The organism is Streptomyces rishiriensis, from assembly GCF_030815485.1.
Lineage (GTDB): Bacteria > Actinomycetota > Actinomycetes > Streptomycetales > Streptomycetaceae > Streptomyces > Streptomyces rishiriensis_A.
In genome coordinates this window covers 5,095,497-5,110,596 of record NZ_JAUSWV010000002.1, presented here as the reverse complement: position 1 = coordinate 5,110,596, position 15,100 = coordinate 5,095,497, and the positions used below count along the sequence as shown (strand labels likewise).

Annotated in this window: 23 protein-coding genes; 1 reads left to right on the top strand and 22 read right to left on the bottom strand. The window is 66.1% G+C overall.

Going from position 1 to position 15,100, the window contains the following annotated elements; genetic code table 11:
• Positions 1–3: 3 nt before the first annotated feature.
• The 17 genes from rplF to rpsJ form a co-directional block, all read right to left on the bottom strand.
• Positions 4–543, bottom strand: coding sequence for a 50S ribosomal protein L6 (gene rplF / locus QF030_RS25355; protein ID WP_307164916.1), 540 nt, complete (start codon positions 541–543; stop codon positions 4–6).
• Between the two features lie 24 nt (positions 544–567).
• Positions 568–966: a 30S ribosomal protein S8 gene (gene rpsH / locus QF030_RS25350; RefSeq protein WP_030788259.1), complete on the bottom strand. Its 399-nt coding sequence runs from the start codon at positions 964–966 to the stop codon at positions 568–570.
• 214 nt (positions 967–1,180) lie between these two features.
• Positions 1,181–1,366, bottom strand: a complete 186-nt coding sequence (locus tag QF030_RS25345; protein ID WP_030890724.1) for a type Z 30S ribosomal protein S14 — start codon at positions 1,364–1,366, stop codon at positions 1,181–1,183.
• Between the two features lie 5 nt (positions 1,367–1,371).
• A complete protein-coding gene (gene rplE / locus QF030_RS25340) occupies positions 1,372–1,929 on the bottom strand; it encodes a 50S ribosomal protein L5 (RefSeq protein WP_030788262.1) in 558 nt (185 codons plus the stop codon).
• Positions 1,929–2,252: a 50S ribosomal protein L24 gene (gene rplX / locus QF030_RS25335; protein WP_006376030.1), complete on the bottom strand. Its 324-nt coding sequence runs from the start codon at positions 2,250–2,252 to the stop codon at positions 1,929–1,931. Before rplX ends, rplE begins: the two co-directional genes overlap by 1 nt.
• Positions 2,253–2,254: 2 nt before the next feature.
• The gene (gene rplN, locus QF030_RS25330) at positions 2,255–2,623 is read right to left on the bottom strand and encodes a 50S ribosomal protein L14 (RefSeq protein WP_003992364.1); all 369 of its coding nucleotides are present in this window, start codon (positions 2,621–2,623) and stop codon (positions 2,255–2,257) included.
• A 129-nt stretch (positions 2,624–2,752) separates the two neighbouring features.
• Entirely contained in the window at positions 2,753–3,040 is a 288-nt protein-coding gene (gene rpsQ / locus QF030_RS25325; protein WP_057602880.1) for a 30S ribosomal protein S17, read from the bottom strand.
• A complete protein-coding gene (rpmC, locus tag QF030_RS25320; protein WP_005481220.1) occupies positions 3,040–3,264 on the bottom strand; it encodes a 50S ribosomal protein L29 in 225 nt (74 codons plus the stop codon). The genes rpsQ and rpmC overlap by 1 nt, the downstream gene beginning before the upstream one ends.
• A complete protein-coding gene (rplP, locus tag QF030_RS25315; RefSeq protein ID WP_006140905.1) occupies positions 3,264–3,683 on the bottom strand; it encodes a 50S ribosomal protein L16 in 420 nt (139 codons plus the stop codon). The genes rpmC and rplP overlap by 1 nt, the downstream gene beginning before the upstream one ends.
• 5 nt (positions 3,684–3,688) lie before the next feature.
• Entirely contained in the window at positions 3,689–4,516 is an 828-nt protein-coding gene (rpsC, locus tag QF030_RS25310; RefSeq protein ID WP_020132630.1) for a 30S ribosomal protein S3, read from the bottom strand.
• Complete coding sequence (rplV, locus tag QF030_RS25305) at positions 4,516–4,863, bottom strand: 50S ribosomal protein L22 (protein ID WP_003974262.1); 348 nt, start codon at positions 4,861–4,863, stop codon at positions 4,516–4,518. The genes rpsC and rplV overlap by 1 nt, the downstream gene beginning before the upstream one ends.
• Positions 4,864–4,904: 41 nt before the next feature.
• Positions 4,905–5,186, bottom strand: coding sequence for a 30S ribosomal protein S19 (gene rpsS, locus QF030_RS25300; RefSeq protein WP_307164915.1), 282 nt, complete (start codon positions 5,184–5,186; stop codon positions 4,905–4,907).
• 12 nt (positions 5,187–5,198) lie between these two features.
• Positions 5,199–6,035 carry a 50S ribosomal protein L2 gene (rplB, locus tag QF030_RS25295; protein WP_020132633.1) on the bottom strand — a complete coding sequence of 279 codons (837 nt, stop codon included), beginning with the start codon at positions 6,033–6,035 and terminating at the stop codon, positions 5,199–5,201.
• Positions 6,036–6,075: 40 nt separating this feature from the next.
• Complete coding sequence (rplW, locus tag QF030_RS25290) at positions 6,076–6,495, bottom strand: 50S ribosomal protein L23 (RefSeq protein ID WP_020132634.1); 420 nt, start codon at positions 6,493–6,495, stop codon at positions 6,076–6,078.
• The gene (gene rplD, locus QF030_RS25285; RefSeq protein ID WP_307164914.1) at positions 6,495–7,151 is read right to left on the bottom strand and encodes a 50S ribosomal protein L4; all 657 of its coding nucleotides are present in this window, start codon (positions 7,149–7,151) and stop codon (positions 6,495–6,497) included. The genes rplW and rplD overlap by 1 nt, the downstream gene beginning before the upstream one ends.
• A 7-nt stretch (positions 7,152–7,158) precedes the next feature.
• On the bottom strand, positions 7,159–7,803 hold the full coding sequence (rplC, locus tag QF030_RS25280) for a 50S ribosomal protein L3 (RefSeq protein WP_020132636.1): 645 nt from the start codon (positions 7,801–7,803) through the stop codon (positions 7,159–7,161).
• An 18-nt stretch (positions 7,804–7,821) separates the two neighbouring features.
• Positions 7,822–8,130, bottom strand: a complete 309-nt coding sequence (gene rpsJ, locus QF030_RS25275; RefSeq protein WP_003948644.1) for a 30S ribosomal protein S10 — start codon at positions 8,128–8,130, stop codon at positions 7,822–7,824.
• 694 nt (positions 8,131–8,824) lie between these two features.
• Between rpsJ and QF030_RS25270 the strand changes: the two genes are divergently transcribed.
• Positions 8,825–9,103, top strand: a complete 279-nt coding sequence (locus QF030_RS25270; RefSeq protein ID WP_307164913.1) for a hypothetical protein — start codon at positions 8,825–8,827, stop codon at positions 9,101–9,103.
• 106 nt (positions 9,104–9,209) lie between these two features.
• Here the strand turns inward: QF030_RS25270 and tuf are convergent, their stop codons facing one another.
• From tuf to QF030_RS25245, 5 genes are all read right to left on the bottom strand, one after another.
• Positions 9,210–10,403, bottom strand: coding sequence for an elongation factor Tu (tuf, locus tag QF030_RS25265; RefSeq protein WP_057602878.1), 1,194 nt, complete (start codon positions 10,401–10,403; stop codon positions 9,210–9,212).
• Positions 10,404–10,557: 154 nt separating this feature from the next.
• Complete coding sequence (gene fusA, locus QF030_RS25260; RefSeq protein WP_307164912.1) at positions 10,558–12,684, bottom strand: elongation factor G; 2,127 nt, start codon at positions 12,682–12,684, stop codon at positions 10,558–10,560.
• A 39-nt stretch (positions 12,685–12,723) separates the two neighbouring features.
• Positions 12,724–13,194 (bottom strand): 30S ribosomal protein S7, encoded by a 471-nt coding sequence (rpsG, locus tag QF030_RS25255; protein WP_020132641.1) that lies wholly within the window; start codon positions 13,192–13,194, stop codon positions 12,724–12,726.
• A 3-nt stretch (positions 13,195–13,197) separates the two neighbouring features.
• Complete coding sequence (gene rpsL / locus QF030_RS25250; protein ID WP_003948652.1) at positions 13,198–13,569, bottom strand: 30S ribosomal protein S12; 372 nt, start codon at positions 13,567–13,569, stop codon at positions 13,198–13,200.
• A 256-nt stretch (positions 13,570–13,825) separates the two neighbouring features.
• Complete coding sequence (locus tag QF030_RS25245; RefSeq protein WP_307164911.1) at positions 13,826–14,959, bottom strand: glycosyltransferase family 2 protein; 1,134 nt, start codon at positions 14,957–14,959, stop codon at positions 13,826–13,828.
• Positions 14,960–15,100: the final 141 nt, after the last annotated feature.

Here is a 15,100-nt window from a genome sequence, read left to right as displayed (position 1 = left end):
GGCTTACTTACCCGCCTTTCCGACCTTGCGGCGGATGACTTCGCCCTCGTACTTGACGCCCTTGGCCTTGTACGGGTCGGGCTTGCGCAGCTTGCGGATGTTGGCCGCAACCTCGCCGACCTTCTGCTTGTCGATGCCCTCGACCGAGAACCGCGTGGGGTTCTCGACCTTGAAGGAGATTCCCTCGGGGGCCTCGACGGTGATCGGGTGGCTGTAACCGAGCGCGAACTCGAGGTTCGAGCCCTTCGCGGTCACGCGGTAACCGACACCACTGATCTCGAGCTTCTTCACGTAACCCTGGGTCACGCCGGTGATCATGTTCGCCACCAGCGTGCGGGACAGGCCGTGCAGGGCCTTGCTCTGACGCTCGTCGTTGGGGCGGGTGACGTTCAGAACGCCGTCCTCACCCTTGGCGATCTCGATCGGCGAAACGACGGTGTGGGACAACGAGCCCTTGGGGCCCTTGACCGAAACCGTCTGGCCGTCGATGGTGACGTCCACGCCGGCGGGAACCGTGATAGGGAGCTTGCCAATGCGCGACATAGCTGTTTCCTCCGTTCCCTTCCGCTACCAGACGTAGGCGAGAACTTCTCCGCCTACGCCCTTCTTGCCGGCCTGCTTGTCGGTGAGGAGACCGTGCGACGTGGAGATGATCGCCACGCCGAGGCCGCCAAGCACCTTGGGCAGGGAGGTGGACTTCGCGTAAACCCGGAGACCGGGCTTGGAGATCCGCTTGATGCCCGCAATGGAGCGCTCGCGGTTCGGGCCGAACTTGAGCTCGAGGGTGAGGTTCTTGCCGACCTCGGCGTCCTCGACCTTCCAGCCCGTGATGAAGCCCTCCTGCTGGAGGATCTCCGCGATGTGAGACTTGATCTTGGACGCCGGCATCGTCACGGAATCGTGGTACGCCGAGTTCGCGTTCCGCAGACGCGTCAGCATGTCTGCGATCGGATCAGTCATGGTCATGAGTTGGCCTGTGGCCTCTCTCGCCGGGGTTTCCTGGTGCGCCATCCCTCTCCCCGATCCGAGACGGGACGGGTGCGGCGCGGTGGACCTACGGCGTAGTAAGTCGTACGGGCTACCGTCAGGCGCCCAACCCTCCAAGCCTAAGCCATGAAGAGGTGGGCACCTGACACGCCCATTGCTTACCGAGAGCCTCTGGAACCCCTAAAAAGGGGGTTTACCAGGAGCTCTTGGTCACGCCCGGCAGCTCGCCGCGGTGAGCCATCTCACGAAGGCACACACGGCAGAGGCCGAACTTGCGGTACACGGAGTGGGGACGGCCGCAACGCTGGCAGCGGTTGTACGCACGCACAGCGAACTTGGGCTTACGAGCAGCCTTTGCGATCAGAGCCTTCTTCGCCATCTCGCTCACGCCTCCTTGAAGGGGAAGCCGAGGTGACGAAGGAGCGCACGGCCCTCAGCGTCGTTGGTCGCCGTGGTGACCACGGTGATGTCCATACCCCGGACACGGTCGATCTTGTCCTGGTCGATCTCGTGGAACATGACCTGCTCCGTGAGACCGAAGGTGTAGTTGCCACGGCCGTCGAACTGCTTGGGGGACAGACCACGGAAGTCGCGGATGCGCGGGAGCGCGAGCGACAGGGTGCGGTCCAGGAACTCCCACATGCGGTCGCCACGAAGCGTGACGTGGGCACCGATCGGCTGACCCTCACGCAGCTTGAACTGCGCGATGGACTTGCGGGCCTTGGTGACGGCCGGCTTCTGACCGGTGATCGTGGTGAGGTCGCGGATGGCGCCCTCGATCAGCTTGGAGTCGCGGGCGGCGTCGCCCACACCCATGTTGACCACGATCTTGACGAGGCCGGGAATCTGCATGACGTTCTCGTAGGAGAACTCCTCACGCAGCTTGCCCGCGATCTCCTCGCGGTACTTCGTCTTGAGACGCGGAGTGGTGGTGGTAGCCATCAGATGTCCTCACCCGTCCGCTTGGCAACGCGGATCTTGTTGCCCTCGTCGTCGAAGCGGTAACCCACACGCGTGACGACCTTGTTGCCGTCCTTCTCAACGACCAGCTGGACGTTGGAGACGTGGACAGGCGCCTCGGTCGTGACGATGCCGCCGGCCTGCGAACCCTTTGCGGTCGGGCCGGCCTTGGTGTGCTTCTTGACCCGGTTGACACCCTCGACCAGGACGCGGTCCTCACGGGGGAAGGCCGCGATGACCTTGCCCTGCTTGCCCTTGTCCTTGCCGGTGATGACCTGAACCAGGTCGCCCTTCTTGATCTTCATGCTTACAGCACCTCCGGAGCCAGCGAGATGATCTTCATGAACTTCTTCTCGCGCAGCTCCCGGCCGACCGGGCCGAAGATGCGGGTGCCACGAGGGTCGCCGTCGTTCTTCAGAATGACAGCGGCGTTCTCGTCGAAGCGGATGTACGAGCCGTCCGGACGGCGGCGCTCCTTGACGGTGCGAACGATGACCGCCTTGATGACGTCACCCTTCTTCACGTTGCCGCCGGGGATCGCGTCCTTGACGGTGGCGACGATGACGTCACCGATGCCCGCGTAGCGGCGACCGGAGCCACCGAGCACACGGATGCAAAGGATTTCCTTCGCACCAGTGTTGTCGGCGACGCGAAGTCGCGACTCCTGCTGGATCACGTCTATCTCCTGTGTGTCTGCCGGTTCCCCGCAGGGGCCTCTGGCGAGGACCCCTGCGGAGCCTGGCGGAACTGTCCTGCGAGGGATGCCTCGCAGGCCTGCTTACGGGAGTTCCCTTGCGGGAACTACCTACTTGGCCTTCTCGAGGATCTCGACGACGCGCCAGCGCTTCGTCGCGGACAGCGGCCGGGTCTCCGCGAGGAGGACACGGTCGCCGACGCCCGCGGCGTTCTGCTCGTCGTGAGCCTTGAGCTTGTTCGTACGGCGGATGACCTTGCCGTACAGCGCGTGCTTCACGCGGTCCTCGACGGCGACGACGACAGTCTTGTCCATCTTGTCGCTGACGACGAGACCCTCGCGGGTCTTGCGGAATCCGCGCGCCTCAGTGGTGTTCTCGGTCACGTTGCTCTCGCTCATCAGGCGCTCTCCACCGTCTCGATGCCCAGCTCGCGCTCACGCATCAGGGTGTAGATCCGCGCGATGTCCTTACGGACGGCCTTGAGCCGACCGTGGTTCTCGAGCTGACCCGTCGCCGCCTGGAAGCGGAGGTTGAACAGCTCTTCCTTGGCTTCGCGGAGCTTGTTGAGAAGCTCCTCGTCACCCAGTTCGCGCAGCTCGGACGCCTTGGTACCGGCCGACATCACGCTTCACCTGCCTCGCGCTTGACGATCCGGCACTTCATCGGCAGCTTGTGCGCTGCGCGAGTGAGGGCCTCACGGGCGATCTTCTCGTTGGGGTAGGACAGCTCGAACATGACCCGTCCCGGGTGCACGTTCGCGATCCACCACTCGGGAGAACCCTTACCGGAACCCATGCGGGTCTCGGCAGGCTTCTTCGTGAGCGGGCGGTCCGGGTAGATGTTGATCCAGACCTTGCCACCACGCTTGATGTGGCGGGTCATCGCGATACGGGCCGCCTCGATCTGGCGGTTGGTCACGTACGCCGGCGTGAGGGCCTGAATGCCGTACTCGCCGAACGAGACCGTCGTACCGCCCTTGGCCTGACCACGGCGCTTCGGGTGGTGCTGCTTGCGGTGCTTGACCCTACGGGGGATCAGCATGTCGGTCAGGCCTCCGTTCCGGTGCTCTCAGCCGGAGCGGCAGCCGGAGCGTCGGCCTTGGGGGCCTCGGCAGCGGGAGCCTGCTGCGGCTTGCGACCGCGACCGCCACGCTCGCCACCGCGGCCACCACGGGCCGGGCGGTCAGCGCCACCACGGGCCGGGCGGTTGCCGGCGCGGGCAGCAGCGTTCTCGGCGCGGACCTCGGCGATGTTCTTGACATCGCCCTTGTAGATCCAGACCTTCACGCCGATGCGGCCGAAGGTCGTCTTGGCCTCGAAGAAGCCGTAGTCCACGTTCGCGCGGAGCGTGTGCAGGGGCACACGGCCCTCGCGGTAGAACTCCGAGCGGGACATCTCGGCGCCGCCGAGGCGGCCACCGCACTGGATCTTGATGCCCTTGGCGCCCGCCTTCATCGCCGACTGCATGCTCTTACGCATGGCGCGACGGAAGGAGACGCGGGAGGAGAGCTGCTCGGCGACGGCCTGAGCCACCAGCTGAGCGTCGACCTCGGGGTTCTTGACCTCGAGGATGTTCAGCTGGACCTGCTTCTTGGTCAGCTTCTCCAGGTCGCCACGAATACGGTCGGCCTCGGCGCCGCGGCGGCCGATGACGATGCCCGGACGCGCGGTGTGGATGTCGACGCGAACCCGGTCACGGGTGCGCTCGATCTCCACCTTCGAGATACCGGCGCGCTCCATGCCGGACGTCATCATCCGACGGATGGCGACGTCCTCGCCGACGTACTCCTTGTAAGACTTGTCGGCGTACCAACGGGACTTGAAGTCCGTGGTGATGCCGAGCCGGAACCCATGCGGGTTAACCTTCTGGCCCATTACCGGGTTCCTTCCTTACTGCTGACGACCACGGTGATGTGGCTGGTCCGCTTGCGGATCCGGTAGGCACGGCCCTGGGCGCGCGGACGGAACCGCTTCAGGGTCGGACCCTCGTCGACGTACGCCTCGGAGATGAAGAGGCTGTCGGCGTCAGTGTGGTCGTAGTTGTGCGCGGCGTTGGCGATGGCGCTGTCAAGCACCTTGCCGACCGGCACGCTCGCGGCCTGCGGGGCGAAACGCAGGACCGCCTGAGCCTCCGTGGCGTCCATGCCACGAATAAGGTCCACCACCCGGCGGGCCTTCATGGGCGTGACGCGGATGTACCGCGCCTGGGCCCTGGCTTCCATGGTTGTCCTTCCAGTGTCTGTCATGGTCATTCCACCCCGCGTTAGCGGCGCTTCGACTTCCGGTCGTCCTTGACGTGACCCCGGAAGGTGCGCGTCGGCGAGAACTCGCCGAGCTTGTGGCCGACCATCGACTCGGTGACAAACACCGGAATGTGGGTCTTGCCGTTGTGCACCGCGATCGTGTGACCCAGCATGGCCGGGGTGATCATCGAGCGACGGGACCAGGTCTTGATGACGTTCTTGGAACCGGCTTCGTTCTGGGCGTCCACCTTCTTTACGAGGTGTCCGTCGACGAAGGGCCCCTTCTTGAGACTGCGCGGCATCTAAACCCGCTCCTAGCGCTTCTTGTTCGTCTTGCGGCGGCGGACGATGTACTTGTTCGAAGCCTTCTTGGGCGAACGAGTACGACCCTCCTTCTGACCCCAGGGGCTGACCGGGTGGCGACCACCGGAGGTCTTGCCCTCACCACCACCGTGGGGGTGGTCAACCGGGTTCATCGCCACACCGCGAACGGTCGGGCGGACGCCCAGCCAGCGCTTACGGCCGGCCTTGCCCCAGTTGATGTTGCTCTGCTCGGCGTTGCCGACCTCGCCGACCGTGGCGCGGCAGCGCTGGTCGACCAGGCGGATCTCACCGGACGGCATACGAAGGTGGGCCATCGTGCCCTCCTTCGCGAGCAGCTGCACCGAAGCACCGGCGGAGCGGGCGAACTTGGCGCCGCCACCGGGACGGATCTCGATCGCGTGGATCGTGGTACCGACCGGGATGTTGCGGAGCGCCAGGTTGTTGCCCGGCTTGATGTCGGCCCCGGGACCGTTCTCGACGCGGTCGCCCTGCGACAGGTTGCGCGGGGCGAGGATGTAGCGCTTCTCGCCGTCGGCATAGTGCAGCAGCGCGATGCGCGCGGTGCGGTTGGGGTCGTACTCGATGTGCGCGACCTTCGCCGGCACGCCGTCCTTGTCGTGACGACGGAAGTCGATCACTCGGTAGGCGCGCTTGTGTCCGCCACCCTGGTGGCGAACGGTCACACGACCGGCGTTGTTACGGCCGCCCTTGCTGTGCAGCGGGCGGACCAGCGACTTCTCCGGCGTGGACCGCGTGACCTCGACGAAGTCGGCGACGCTCGAGCCACGACGGCCCGGCGTAGTCGGCTTGTACTTGCGGATTCCCATTATTCAGTCCTCGTCCGATATCGGACGATCCGGACCGCCCTCAGGCGGTCGGACCGCCGAAGATGTCGATACGGTCGCCCTCGGCAAGGGTCACGATCGCGCGCTTCGTGCCGGCACGCTGACCGAAACCGGTCTTCGTGCGCTTGCGCTTGCCGATGCGGTTGATCGTGTTGACCCCGGTGACCTTGACCGAGAAGACCGCCTGGACGGCCTGCTTGATCTGGGTCTTGTTGGCGTTCGGGGCGACGATGAACGTGTACTTGTTCTCGTCGAGGAGCGCGTAGCTCTTCTCCGACACGACCGGCTTCAGCAGAACGTCACGGAGGTCCGTGAACGCCTTGCTGGGCGCGGTGACGACGGTGTTCTTGCCTTCGGTGGCGTGGCGCTTCGCCTTGGCGACGCGCGCTGCCTTGGCGACCTTGGCCGCCTTGGAGGCGATGCTCGGGTGACGCGTAGCCATCAGGCGTCACTCCCTTCGGTGTCGTTGGCCTGCGGGCCGGCGACGAAGGACTCGAAAGCGGCCTGGGTGAAGACCACGTCGTCCGAGACGATCACGTCGTACGTGTTCAGCTGGCCCGGCTCCAGGATGTGCACCTGGGGCAGGTTGCGGGCGGACAGCCACGCGGCCTCGTCGGCGCGGTCGACGACCAGGAGCAGGTTCTTGCGCTCCGAGATCTTGCCGAACAGCGTGCGAGCGGCCTTCGTGGAAACGGTCTCGCCCTCGATCACGCCGGTGACGACGTGAATGCGGTTGTGGCGGGCCCGGTCGGTGAGGGCGTGACGCAGAGCGGCAGCCTTCATCTTCTTCGGGGTCCGCTGCGAGTAGTCACGCGGCTGCGGGCCGTGGACGACGCCACCGCCGGCGAACTGCGGCGCGCGGGTCGAGCCCTGGCGTGCGCGGCCGGTGCCCTTCTGACGGTAAGGCTTCTTACCGCCACCGCGGACTTCACCGCGGCGCTTGGTCTTGTGCGTGCCCTGACGGGCAGCCGCGTTCTGCGCGACGACGACCTGGTGGATCAGCGGGATGCTGATCTTCTCCACGCCGAAGATCTCCGCGGGGAGCTCGACGCTTCCGGTCTTCTCGCCTGCAGGCGAAAGGATGTCAACAGTGCTCATCGGTACCTCAGGCCCCCTTGGCCGCGGTGCGGACCAGGACGAGGCCGCCGTTCGGACCGGGGACAGCGCCCTTGATGAGCAGCAGACCCTTCTCCGCGTCAACGGCGTGGACGGTCAGGTTCTGGGTGGTGACACGCTCGTTGCCCATGCGACCCGCCATGCGGAGGCCCTTGAACACGCGGCCCGGGGTGGCGCAGCCACCGATGGAGCCGGGCGAGCGGTGCTTGCGCTGGGTGCCGTGTCCGGCGCCGAGGCCCTTGAAGTTGTGACGCTTCATGACACCGGCGAAGCCCTTGCCCTTGCTCTTGCCGGTCACGTCGACCTTCACGCCGGCCTCGAACACCTCAGCGGTGATCTCCTGGCCGAGCGTGTACTCGGAGGCGTCCGCGGTGCGGATCTCGACGAGGTGGCGACGGGGGGTGACGTCGGCCTTGGCGAAGTGGCCCTTGAGGGGCTTGTTCACCTTGCGCGGGTCGATCTCGCCGAAAGCGATCTGGACCGACTCGTAGCCGTCACTGTCGTTCGTACGGACCTGGGTCACGACGTTGGGGCTGGCCTTGACGACGGTGACCGGAACAACACGGTTGTTCTCGTCCCACACCTGCGTCATGCCGAGCTTCTCGCCCAGGATGCCCTTGATCTGCTTAGCCATTCTTCAGATCACCGGCCCCTAGAGCTTGATCTCGATGTCGACACCGGCCGGGAGGTCGAGTCGCATCAGAGAGTCAACGGTCTTGGGCGTCGGGTCGAGAATGTCGATCAGACGCTTGTGCGTGCGCATCTCGAAGTGCTCGCGCGAGTCCTTGTACTTGTGCGGCGACTTGATGACGCAGTACACGTTCTTCTCAGTGGGCAGCGGCACCGGGCCCGCGACCGACGCACCAGTGCGCGTCACCGTCTCGACGATCTTCTTCGCCGAGGAGTCGATGACCTCGTGGTCGTAGGCCTTGAGCCGGATGCGGATCTTCTGTCCCGCCATGGCTACTCAGTAGTCCTGTCTCTTCTAACGCTCTGGAACCAGATGGTCCGTTCACTTCGTCCTCCGACCCACGCGGTCGGGTGTGTCGCGCTCTCGCCGACACAGATGCCCCTTGATCGAGCATCCCTGCTGGGAAAGCACGGCCCTTCCGGAACCGCAAGCCGGGGACGAAAGGCCCACCGGGTGCCTGGTCGGCGCTCCATTGACACTTCCCGAAAGATTCCCGTACGTCCGCCCCAGCGCTGCCGTGAGGCAGTTAGGGCGACGAGTACTGTGGGACTCGCTTTCGGTCCTCCCGGCGGGAGGCGCGCAACATCAACACTCGACCGAGCAACTCCGACAGTCTGCCATATGGGGCAGGGGCCTGGCCAATCGAGCCGGAGACAATACCCCGGACGTGACGTAGGTCAAACGCCGAGCCGGTCGAGGCGGGCTTTCCCGGGCCCGGACGTGAGGTCGTTCACCGTGAACCCGTTCGAGCTTTGCGGGTAACAACGGGTGCATCCGGCCGACGGCAGACGGAGACCGCGTGAACAGCCCCCTGGCAGACATGACGAGGACGCCTCCGTCATATCCGACTCGCTCACCGTGGCCGACTCCTGGAGGGACCGCAGCGACACCCGGGTCACCCAGGCCGCACAGGGCCGCCTGGCCGGCGCCCTGGCCGGTCTCTCGCGCGGCGACCGGGGTCCTGGTGGAGAGCAGCGCCGCGGCCGTCACAGCGGCGGTCCGGGAGGTCCTGGCGATCGGTGCCGACGGCGACTTCCGCGACTACGCATGGGAGCGCAACGGCATGCAGGTGCTGCTCGACCCGCACACGTACGCCTGTCCCGGCGTCCGCTGGGTGGCGGGTCTGGGCTGCTACGCGGGCGGCAAGGCTTCCGGGGGGCCGTTCATGGCCAAGGGAACGGTCGTCGCCACGGCCGCCCGTCTCGCCACGGTCGTCGTCGACAAGGCCGGCGACCGGAACTGAGCCACCCGGGCGGCGACACCACGCGAAAGGGCCCGTACGACCGAAGTCGTACGGGCCCCCTCAGGTGCTCAGCTCAGGCTGGAGCAACCAGGTCGATCAGCAAGAACTACTTGGTGATCTTGGTGACCTGGCCGGCGCCCACCGTGCGACCACCCTCGCGGATGGCGAACTTCAGGCCCTCTTCCATGGCGATGGGCTGGATGAGCTCCACCTTCATCTCGGTGTTGTCACCCGGCATCACCATTTCGGTGCCCTCGGGGAGGGTCACCACGCCCGTCACGTCCGTCGTACGGAAGTAGAACTGCGGACGGTAGTTGTTGAAGAACGGCGTGTGGCGGCCACCCTCGTCCTTGGACAGGATGTAGGCCTGGGCCTCGAAGTCGGTGTGCGGCGTGACCGAACCCGGCTTGATGATGACCTGGCCGCGCTCGACGTCCTCGCGCTTGATGCCGCGGAGCAGCAGACCGACGTTCTCACCGGCCTGGCCCTCGTCGAGCAGCTTGCGGAACATCTCGATACCGGTGACCGTGGTGGTGGTCTTCTCGGTCTTGATACCGATGATGTCGACGGTCTCGTTGACCTTCAGGATGCCACGCTCGATACGGCCGGTGACGACCGTACCGCGACCGGTGATCGTGAAGACGTCCTCGATCGGCATGAGGAACGGCTTGTCGACGTCGCGCTCCGGCTCCGGGATCGACTCGTCGACGGCCTGCATGAGGTCGAGAACCGACTGACCCCACTCGGCGTCGCCCTCGAGCGCCTTGAGCGCCGAGACCTTGACGACCGGCAGGTCGTCGCCCGGGAACTCGTACTCGGAGAGGAGCTCACGGACCTCGAGCTCGACGAGCTCCAGGATCTCCTCGTCGTCCACCATGTCGGCCTTGTTCAGGGCGACGACGATGTACGGAACGCCGACCTGGCGGGCCAGGAGCACGTGCTCCTTGGTCTGCGGCATCGGACCGTCGGTGGCGGCGACCACGAGGATCGCGCCGTCCATCTGCGCGGCACCGGTGATCATGTTCTTGATGTAGTCCGCGTGACCCGGGCAGTCGACGTGCGCGTAGTGACGCGTCTCCGTCTGGTACTCGACGTGCGCGATGGAGATGGTGATACCGCGCTGGCGCTCTTCGGGAGCCTTGTCGATCTGGTCGAAGGCCGAGGCCTCGTTCAGGTCCGGGTACTTGTCGTGCAGCACCTTGGTAATGGCGGCCGTGAGGGTCGTCTTACCGTGGTCGATGTGACCGATGGTGCCGATGTTGACGTGCGGCTTAGTCCGCTCGAACTTCGCCTTCGCCACGGGGGTCCTCCTGGGAGTGGTTCTGGAACGCCTTGCTTCATCGGCGCCAGGTGATCTTTGCTGGAAAGCCCGGGTCCAGGGGCAAACATCCGGGGATGCGGCTGTTTGCCCCTGAGGCTCCGGAGTCAAGCCTACGGCGTGTAAACCGAGGGTGTTACTCGCCCTTGGCCTTCGCGATGATCTCCTCGGCGACGTTCCGGGGAACCTCGGCGTAGGAGTCGAACTGCATCGAGTAGCTTGCGCGACCCGACGTCTTGCTGCGGAGGTCGCCGACGTAGCCGAACATCTCCGACAGGGGCACCAGGCCCTTGACGACGCGGGCACCTGCCCGCTCCTCCATGGCCTGGATCTGACCACGGCGGGAGTTGATGTCGCCGATGACCTCACCCATGTAGTCCTCGGGCGTGGTGACCTCGACGGCCATCATCGGCTCGAGTAGCACGGGGCTGGCCTTGCGCGCGGCCTCCTTGAAGGCCTGCGAACCGGCGATCTTGAACGCGAGCTCGGAGGAGTCCACCTCGTGGTAGCCACCGTCGAGCAGGGTGACGCGCACGCCGGTCATCTCGTAACCGGCGAGGATGCCGAACTGCATGGCCTCCTGCGCACCGGCGTCGACCGAAGGGATGTACTCCTTCGGGATACGACCACCGGTCACCTTGTTCACGAACTCGTACGAGGCGTCGCCGCCCTCGATCGGCTCGATCGCGATCTGCACCTTGGCGAACTGGCCGGTACCACCAGTCTGCTTCTTGTGCGTGTAGTCGACCCGGTCGACCGCCTTGCGAATGGTCTCGCGGTAGGCGACCTGGGGCTTGCCGACGTTGGCCTCGACCTTGAACTCACGGCGCATACGGTCGACCAGCACCTCGAGGTGCAGCTCGCCCATGCCACCGATGATGGTCTGGCCGGTCTCCTCGTCCGAGTGGACCTGGAACGACGGGTCCTCTTCGGCCAGGCGCTGGATCGCGATGCCCAGCTTCTCCTGGTCGCCCTTCGACTTGGGCTCGATGGCGACCTGGATGACCGGAGCCGGGAAGTCCATGGACTCCAGGATCACGGGCTGCTTGTCGTCGCACAGCGTCTCGCCGGTCGTGGTCTGCTTCAGACCCATGACGGCGACGATGTCGCCGGCGCCGACCGCCTCGATCTCCTCACGCTTGTTCGCGTGCATGCGGTAGATCTTGCCGATGCGCTCCTTCTTGCCCTTGACGGAGTTCAGCACGGCAGTGCCGGACACCAGGCGGCCCGAGTAGACCCGGACGAAGGTGAGCTTGCCCAGGTGCGGGTCGCTCATGATCTTGAACGCGAGGGCGGACAGCGGCTCGTCCTCGGACGGCTTGCGCTTGACGACCAGCTCCGGGTCCTTCACGTCGTGGCCTTCGATGGCCTCGACGTCCAGGGGGGAGGGGAGGTAGCGCACGACCGCGTCGAGCAGGGGCTGGACGCCCTTGTTCTTGAACGCGGTACCGCAGAACACGGGGGTGACCGTGACGCCGTCGGACTTGCCGGACGCGATGGTGATCCGACGGATCGCGGCGTACAGCTGCTCCACGGAAGGCTCCTGGCCCTCCAGGTACAGCTCCATGATCTCGTCGTCGTTCTCGGCGACGGTCTCGACGAGCTTGCCGCGGTACTCCTCGGCAGCCTCGGTGTGGGTGGCCGGGATGTCGACGACGTCGTACATCTCGCCCTTCTCCGCCTCGGCGGACCACACGAAGGCCTTCATCGTGACCAGGTCGACGACGCCCTTGAAGTCGGCCTCGGCACCGATCGGAAGCTGCATCACGATCGGCGTCGCACCCAGGCGGCTGCTGATCATGTCGACACAGCGGTGGAACTCGGCACCGGTCCGGTCGAGCTTGTTGACGAAGCAGATACGCGGCACGCCGTAGCGGTCCGCCTGACGCCAAACGGTCTCGGACTGGGGCTCGACACCCGCGACACCGTCGAACACCGTCACGGCACCGTCGAGCACGCGCAGCGAACGCTCCACCTCGACGGTGAAGTCGACGTGGCCCGGGGTGTCGATGATGTTGATGGTGTGGTCGACATCGGCAAGCGGCCAGTGACAGGTGGTGGCAGCAGAGGTGATCGTGATGCCACGCTCCTGCTCCTGCTCCATCCAGTCCATCGTGGCGGCGCCGTCGTGGACCTCACCGATCTTGTAGGAGACGCCGGTGTAGAACAGGATCCGCTCGGTGGTGGTCGTCTTGCCCGCGTCGATGTGGGCCATGATCCCGATGTTGCGGACCTTGGCCAGGTCAAGTGAAGTGGTAGCCATAAGGCTTTCGTCTTCTCTCGGTCTCGATGTGGGTAGCGACTACCAGCGGTAGTGCGCGAAGGCCTTGTTGGACTCGGCCATCTTGTGGGTGTCCTCGCGCTTCTTCACAGCGGCGCCGAGGCCGTTGGACGCGTCGAGAAGCTCGTTGAGGAGGCGCTCGGTCATGGTCTTCTCGCGACGGGCGCGGGAGTAACCGACGAGCCAGCGCAGCGCCAGGGTGCTCGCGCGACCCGGCTTGACCTCGATCGGGACCTGGTAGGTCGCGCCACCGACACGGCGGGACTTGACCTCGATGGTCGGCTTGATGTTCTCGAGAGCGCGCTTCAGCGTGATGACCGGGTCGTTGCCGGTCTTCTCGCGCAGGCCCTCCATGGCGCCGTAGACGATGCGCTCGGCGGTGGAGCGCTTGCCGTTCAGCAGCACCTTGTTGATGAGCGACGTGACAAGAGGAGAACCGTAGACCGGGTCGATGATGACCGGGCGCTTCGGGGCAGGGCCCTTACGAGGCATTGTTTACTTCTCCTTCTTGGCGCCGTAGCGGCTGCGGGCCTGCTTGCGGTTCTTGACACCCTGGGTGTCGAGGGAACCGCGGATGATCTTGTAGCGAACACCGGGCAGGTCCTTCACACGGCCACCACGCACGAGCACGATGGAGTGCTCCTGCAGGTTGTGTCCCTCACCCGGAATGTAAGCAGTGACCTCGATACCGCTGGTCAGACGCACACGCGCGACCTTACGCAGGGCCGAGTTCGGCTTCTTCGGGGTGGTCGTGAACACACGCGTGCAGACGCCGCGACGCTGGGGCGAACCCTCGAGTGCGGGCGTCTTGTTCTTCTCGACCTTGTCCTGCCGGCCCTTACGGACCAGCTGCTGGATCGTAGGCACTACTTCTCCGGTTTCTGTGTGCCGAATGGTGAAGCTAACCTGGAACTTCTCCGACCCACGCGGTCGGGTGTGTCGGATCCGGCGGACTCCCGCCGCGAGGCGGGAAGAGGCACAGATCACGGTGGCCGCTAGCTAGGCCCGTGTGCGGCTGAAGACACGCACGAGGGCCAGGGCACACCCCAGGCACAAGGTCTGAGCGTACCTAGCGCATTCACTCCGGTCAAAACAGAAGCCCCGCAGCCGACACGCCGAAGGTTTACGAGCGCCTTCCCAGCCCCTGTGACAGCGGGGCCGCGGTACCGGAACCACCCGGAGGCTGCGCAGGCGACGGCACGGCCGGATCACCGGCCCGCGACGGCCGCTGCCCGGCGCCCGCCGCCGGATCCGCCGCCGCCCCTCCCGCGGCCTCTTCCGCCGCCGCGCCTGCGGCGGTGCCCGCCGCGGTGTCGTGACCGATGAAGTAGGTCGGACGGTTCTGTACGGCGGTATAGATGCGGCCGACGTACTCGCCGAGCAGGCCCACGCAGATCAGCTGGACCGCGCCGATGAACAGCACGCCGGTGAAGAGGGACGTCCAGCCCGGGACGGTGTGCTGGAAGGCGTGGGCGCTCAGGGTGTAGATCATCAGGCCGAGGCAGACCAGGAACGCGAAGCCGCCCAGCCAGGTGGCGATGCGCAGGGGCGCAGCCGAGAAGCCCGTGACGCTGTCGACGGCCAGCCGGATCATCCGGCCGAGGGGGTACTTGCTCTCGCCCGCCGGACGCGGGGCGCGCTCGTAGCGGACCTCGCCGCTGGGGAAGCCCAGCCAGGGGACGAGGAGACGGTAGACGCGCTGCTGGTCCGGCAGCGCCTTCAGGGCGTCCACGGCGGCCCGGCTCAGCAACCGGAAGTCACCGGCCTGGGCCGGGACCGACGGTCCGGCGAGACGGCGGACGAGCCGGTAGTACAGGCCGGCCGTCCACCGCTTGAAGCCGGTGTCGCTGGCCCGGTCGGCACGGATGCCGTAGACGATGTCGAGGCTCTCGGCGCGGGCCAGCGCGAGCATCTCGGGAATCTTCTCGGGCGGATCCTGGAGGTCGGCGTCGATGCTGACGACGTATGCGCCGCGCGCCCGGTCCAGACCCGCGGTGAGGGCGGCCTGGTGGCCGGAGTTGCGGCGCAGGCCGATGACCCGCAGTTCCGGCCAGCCGAGCCGGAAGGCGGCCAGCAGCTCGGCCGTGCGGTCGGTGCTGCCGTCGTCGACCGCGACGATCTCGTAGCCGACGCCGAGGTCCGCCAGGACCGGGCGCAACCGGCTGACCAGCGCGGGCAGAACCTCTTCCTCGTTGTACATGGGTACGACGACCGACAAGACGGTCGCCGCGGCCGTGGTGTTCGGCGCTTCGGTCACCCGTCCTCCCCCAAGCTGTGGCGCACATGTGCGACTCTGTTGCGATCTTATGACCACGCTCTTATGACCACACTTCACGATCATCCGGACAACGCTGCCGCCCCTGGGCGCCCGGCGGTCGGCCGAGGGGGGACCCCAGCC